The organism is Pseudomonas sp. HMWF006, from assembly GCF_003061205.1.
GTDB classification, from domain to species: Bacteria; Pseudomonadota; Gammaproteobacteria; order Pseudomonadales; family Pseudomonadaceae; genus Aquipseudomonas; species Aquipseudomonas monsensis.
The window spans coordinates 2,510-3,006 of sequence record NZ_QAIU01000536.1; the positions used below are offsets into that span (position 1 = coordinate 2,510).

The 497-nt window shown below is 64.8% G+C and carries 1 protein-coding gene; it reads left to right on the forward strand.

Features of this window, described 5'->3' with window-relative positions; genetic code table 11:
• A partial coding sequence (locus DBR24_RS33510) for a methyltransferase (RefSeq protein ID WP_256591786.1) occupies nucleotides 1–445 on the forward strand: 445 nt, incomplete at its 5' end.
• Nucleotides 446–497: the final 52 nt, after the last annotated feature.

Below are 497 nucleotides of genomic sequence, written 5' to 3' on the forward strand. Positions count from 1 at the left end.
TCCCGCCGCGCTGCGCCTGACCACGATCAACGCGGCGCTGGCCGAGGTGGCCAACGTCGAAGCCTGCGTCAGCGATCTGTTGCAGGGGGTCGAGGGCGAGTTCGACCTGATCGTCGCCAACCCACCGTATATGGCCGATCCGGCGGCACGCGCCTATCGACATGGCGGCGGTACCCTGGGCGCCGGGCTGTCGCTGCGCATCGTCGAGCAATCACTGAATCGCCTGACACCCGGAGGGTCGCTGCTGCTCTACACCGGCGTGGCGATGGTCGATGGCCACGATCCGTTTCTCGACACGGTGCTGCCGCGCCTGGATCAAAAGCGCTTTGGCTGGACCTACCGCGAACTCGATCCCGATGTCTTCGGCGAGGAGTTGCTCAACCCCGGCTATCAGCGGGTTGACCGGATTGCCGTAGTGGCGCTGACCGTGACCCGAATTGGCTGAAACAAGGCAGGTGTGCGATGACCAGGAACCTCGACGACTACAACCGCATGCG